We start from the raw sequence: 3,181 nt of genomic DNA on the forward strand, positions 1-3,181 counted from the left end.
CCCCTCGCTGGAGCGCTTGGACCAGGCGGCGCCGATCTCGATCCGACCCACCAGGACCCGGTGGCTGGGAGCATTCTCACCATTGGCGCGCAGCTCGGGGACGATGCGCACACCTTTGGCCTGAACGCTGAGGGTGACGATCTCGCCGGTGAACTCGTTCGCGCCGATCTTCTTGAAAGTGCCGATGGTGGCCATTGTCGATCTCCGTCTTCCGTTTCCGAGCCCGCACCGTTGCGGCCTCGATGGCGATCGAAGGGCGGAAGGCGACTGCCGCCGCACCCCGGCAGGGGCTTGATGGCCAAGGAGGACTTTCTTGTCCCGCGAGGAATGGGCGGAACGCTCAGGGGAAGAAAGCCCGACGCCGCCATTGCGGCAGAGGCGGTCGAGGCGCAGCCGGCCTTCGGCCAGATCAGGCCATGGAAGAGGCCAGCTGGTGCGCGCGATCAACGGTTGGAGATAAGGAGGAGATGGCGATCTCTCACGGGCCCTGCACGAAGGCGGCCCAACCTTCACCGGTGTTGACCTCTTCATTTTCCGGCCATTGCGTGTGCTTCGAACTGACAGGACCAACGGGTGGAACGCTTTCCTCACCGGCCATGCGATGGCTCGCGCGCAACCGCGCGAAGCTTGTCACCAAGCCCTGCCATGCTTGCGCACTCGCGGCCTCGTGCCTCGATCCTTTCGCCGTCGCCATCGCATCCTCGACGACATGGGAAATGTCGCCCCGCTGATTTGCTCTTGCCTGATCGGGTCGTGTCGCTCCAAGGCCCGCGCCAGGGGCTGGACAGAGCGTATGGCGAGGCTGCACTGGTCAGCCTGATGTCCCCATGAGGCAAGGATCGAAGGCCGAGATCGTGTGCACCGCGGGTCAGTTCAAACACCGCGTTACCGCGCCAAATGAGATGGTGGGTATGGATCGTTATGTCGTCATTTCGGGTTGCTCCGGCGGGGGCAAGTCGACACTGATCGCCGAGCTTGCACGCCGTGGCTTTGCCGTGGTCGAGGAGCCAGGGCGGCGCATTGTCGCCGAGCAGATCAGCGGCGGCGGATCGGATCTGCCTTGGGTGGATCTGGCCGCTTTCGCGCGACTTGCGATCGCCATGGCGCTGGAAGACAGGTCCACGGCGCTTGCCCAGAGCGGATGGGTCTTTTTTGACCGTGGGCTTGTCGATGCGGCCGTTGCGCTTGAATACGCAACCGGGGAGCCCATTTCCGAGACGCTCTGCAATGCCCATCGCTACAATCGCACTGTCTTTATGACACCCCCATGGCCAGAGATCTTCAGCGGCGATGACGCGCGCCAGCACGATTTGTCGGCGTCGATTGCCGAATATGAGCGCCTGATCGCAGCCTTTCCGAAGCTCGGCTATGAGGTGACGATCCTGCCCAGGGTATCGGCTGCCGACCGCGCTGATTTCATCATCGGCCAACTGGGAGCCCTGAACCAAGTAGATTGAGGCGTCTCGTTTCACTCCTGTTAGGACCCGAAGGGGTCGATCTCACGGATGATCTGGGAGGCGTCGCCGTCGAACTCGTCGGCAGGCACAACGGACAGAGTGCCGTCACCGGCGCGGAAGATCACGATGACGACCATCAAGGTCTTGGCGAGGCTGAGGGCGAAGGCCTGTGCATCGGTGGAGGACATGGGGTCCGGCTCCTGCTCGAAGCGGAGGAACATCCCCCGCTGACAGGCGCCCGACGGGTCCGGCCGCGGGCCGCAATCACCGTGGAGGCAAAGCCGCAACGGCGGCACGCTGTGCGTAGCCGACCCCTTGCGGGTTGATGGCGTCAGGCCCTCGGTCGGACCAAGGAACAGCGCAGGAAAGCGGGGGTGGTCTCTTGCTCGAAGAGCACCGGGTGCAGCCATTTGCCTGCATGGTCGGGCTCAGGAGGCGCGTTGAGCTCCACCCGTGATAAGCGGTGGTCCCGCTCGCTTGTCCGCTGAAAACCGATGATGGGAACCGCAATCTCGTGAAAAGCGGTGACGCACCGTGAAATCCGATTCCGACGATGAAGGAAGGGCAGCGCTCATGCGCCGCCCGACCCAAACCGGTAGACGGGGATGCCGAGCTTGCGGGCCTTGTCGGCGAGATTGTCCTGGATGCCCGTGCCGGGGAAGATGATGACCCCGATGGGCGTGACCGAGAGCATCTGGTCGTTGCGCTTGAAGGGGGCGGCCTTGGCGTGGCGTGTCCAGTCGGGCTTGAACGCGACCTGCGGCACCTTACGGGCATCAGCCCAGCAGGCGGCGATCCTTTCGGCACCCTTGGGTGAGCCACCGTGCAGCAGCACCATGTCAGGGTGCTTCGCGCGGACCTGATCGAGCTTCGCCCAGATGAGCCTGTGGTCCACCGTGTCGCCGCCGGAGAAGGCGATCTTCGGACCTGCGGGTATCAGCACCTCGGTCTCCGCCCGCCTGCGGGCGGCGAGGAAGTCGCGGCTGTCGATAAGAGCTGAGGTCAGGTGCCGATGGTTCACTAGGGATCCGGCGCGTGGGCGCCAGGCTGAGCCGGTGTGCCGCTCGAAGGCATCGGCGGCTTCATCCCGCATCAGCTCGAAGGCATCGCGGCGCTCCATGAGGCTCTGCCCCTCGACGATCAGACGTTCCAGTTCCACCGAGCGCACCTCGCTGCCGTCCTGCTCCTGCTGGCTACGGCGCTGGCCCTGCTCATTGTCGTCGAGGGTACCGGAGATGCGGCCGGCGGCACGGTGGAAGAGATGGACGGTCGACCAAAGGAGGTCGGGAAGGTCGGGCTCCAGGCGGGTGTCCTGCAGTGTCGCGATCAGCGCATCGAAGATATCGGCGATTGCGCCGGTGATACGGTCAGTTTCGGGAAGCGGCCGGGAATCGGGCTCGTCCCCGAAGGGACGGTAGCCGTAGAGCTGAAGTTCCTGCAGCAGGTGATCAGTGGGAGAAGAGGCGTGGGGTTCGTCGTGCTCGGTGCTCATGGGAGGCTCCGTCGATTGGACCGCAGCCTTGCGGCCTTCATGGCGACGAAGCCGGCGGGCGGGACGGACCTGCACCCCGCGGGAAACGCGGGGCCGGAGCGGCAGCGGAGGATGGCGGAGGCCGGCGATTTTGCTTCGCGATGGAAAGGCGTGTGTCGGGACCCGCGACGCTTGCGTCGTGGGGAAACACCGCCGCCGGAAAATCACCGGCCGGAGCCATTGCCGGTCCGGA

At 64.9% G+C, this 3,181-nt stretch carries 5 protein-coding genes; 1 reads left to right on the plus strand and 4 read right to left on the minus strand.

The genetic code is table 11. The annotated features are described in order from the left end of the window. Nucleotides 1-195 (minus strand): DUF736 domain-containing protein (locus V5F61_RS21020; protein WP_394104084.1); only part of this gene is annotated, 195 nt, incomplete at its 3' end. 283 nt (nt 196-478) lie between these two features. Continuing rightward, nucleotides 479-694: a hypothetical protein gene (locus tag V5F61_RS21025; protein WP_394104085.1), complete on the minus strand. Its 216-nt coding sequence runs from the start codon at nt 692-694 to the stop codon at nt 479-481. A 217-nt stretch (nt 695-911) separates the two neighbouring features. On the opposite strand from V5F61_RS21025, the gene V5F61_RS21030 reads away from it, so the two are divergent. Next, a complete protein-coding gene (locus tag V5F61_RS21030; RefSeq protein ID WP_238123819.1) occupies nt 912-1,457 on the plus strand; it encodes an AAA family ATPase in 546 nt (181 codons plus the stop codon). A gap of 20 nt (nt 1,458-1,477) precedes the next feature. Here the strand turns inward: V5F61_RS21030 and V5F61_RS21035 are convergent, their stop codons facing one another. Next, nucleotides 1,478-1,645 (minus strand): hypothetical protein, encoded by a 168-nt coding sequence (locus V5F61_RS21035; RefSeq protein ID WP_238123820.1) that lies wholly within the window; start codon nt 1,643-1,645, stop codon nt 1,478-1,480. A 383-nt stretch (nt 1,646-2,028) separates the two neighbouring features. Further along, nucleotides 2,029-2,949 carry a DUF2493 domain-containing protein gene (locus tag V5F61_RS21040; protein WP_238123821.1) on the minus strand — a complete coding sequence of 307 codons (921 nt, stop codon included), beginning with the start codon at nt 2,947-2,949 and terminating at the stop codon, nt 2,029-2,031. Between the last annotated feature and the right edge of the window lie 232 nt (nt 2,950-3,181).

The organism is Xanthobacter sediminis (genome assembly GCF_043195015.1).
Taxonomy (GTDB): domain Bacteria; phylum Pseudomonadota; class Alphaproteobacteria; order Rhizobiales; family Xanthobacteraceae; genus Xanthobacter.

Excerpts from the sequence above, each read along its gene's own strand:
- V5F61_RS21025 (WP_394104085.1), bottom strand. The coding sequence starts at position 694 with ATGGCGACGGCGAAAGGATCGAGGCACGAGGCCGCGAGTGCGCAAGCA.
- V5F61_RS21030 (WP_238123819.1), top strand. The coding sequence starts at position 912 with ATGGATCGTTATGTCGTCATTTCGGGTTGCTCCGGCGGGGGCAAGTCG.
- V5F61_RS21035 (WP_238123820.1), bottom strand. The coding sequence starts at position 1,645 with ATGTCCTCCACCGATGCACAGGCCTTCGCCCTCAGCCTCGCCAAGACC.
- V5F61_RS21040 (WP_238123821.1), bottom strand. The coding sequence starts at position 2,949 with ATGAGCACCGAGCACGACGAACCCCACGCCTCTTCTCCCACTGATCAC.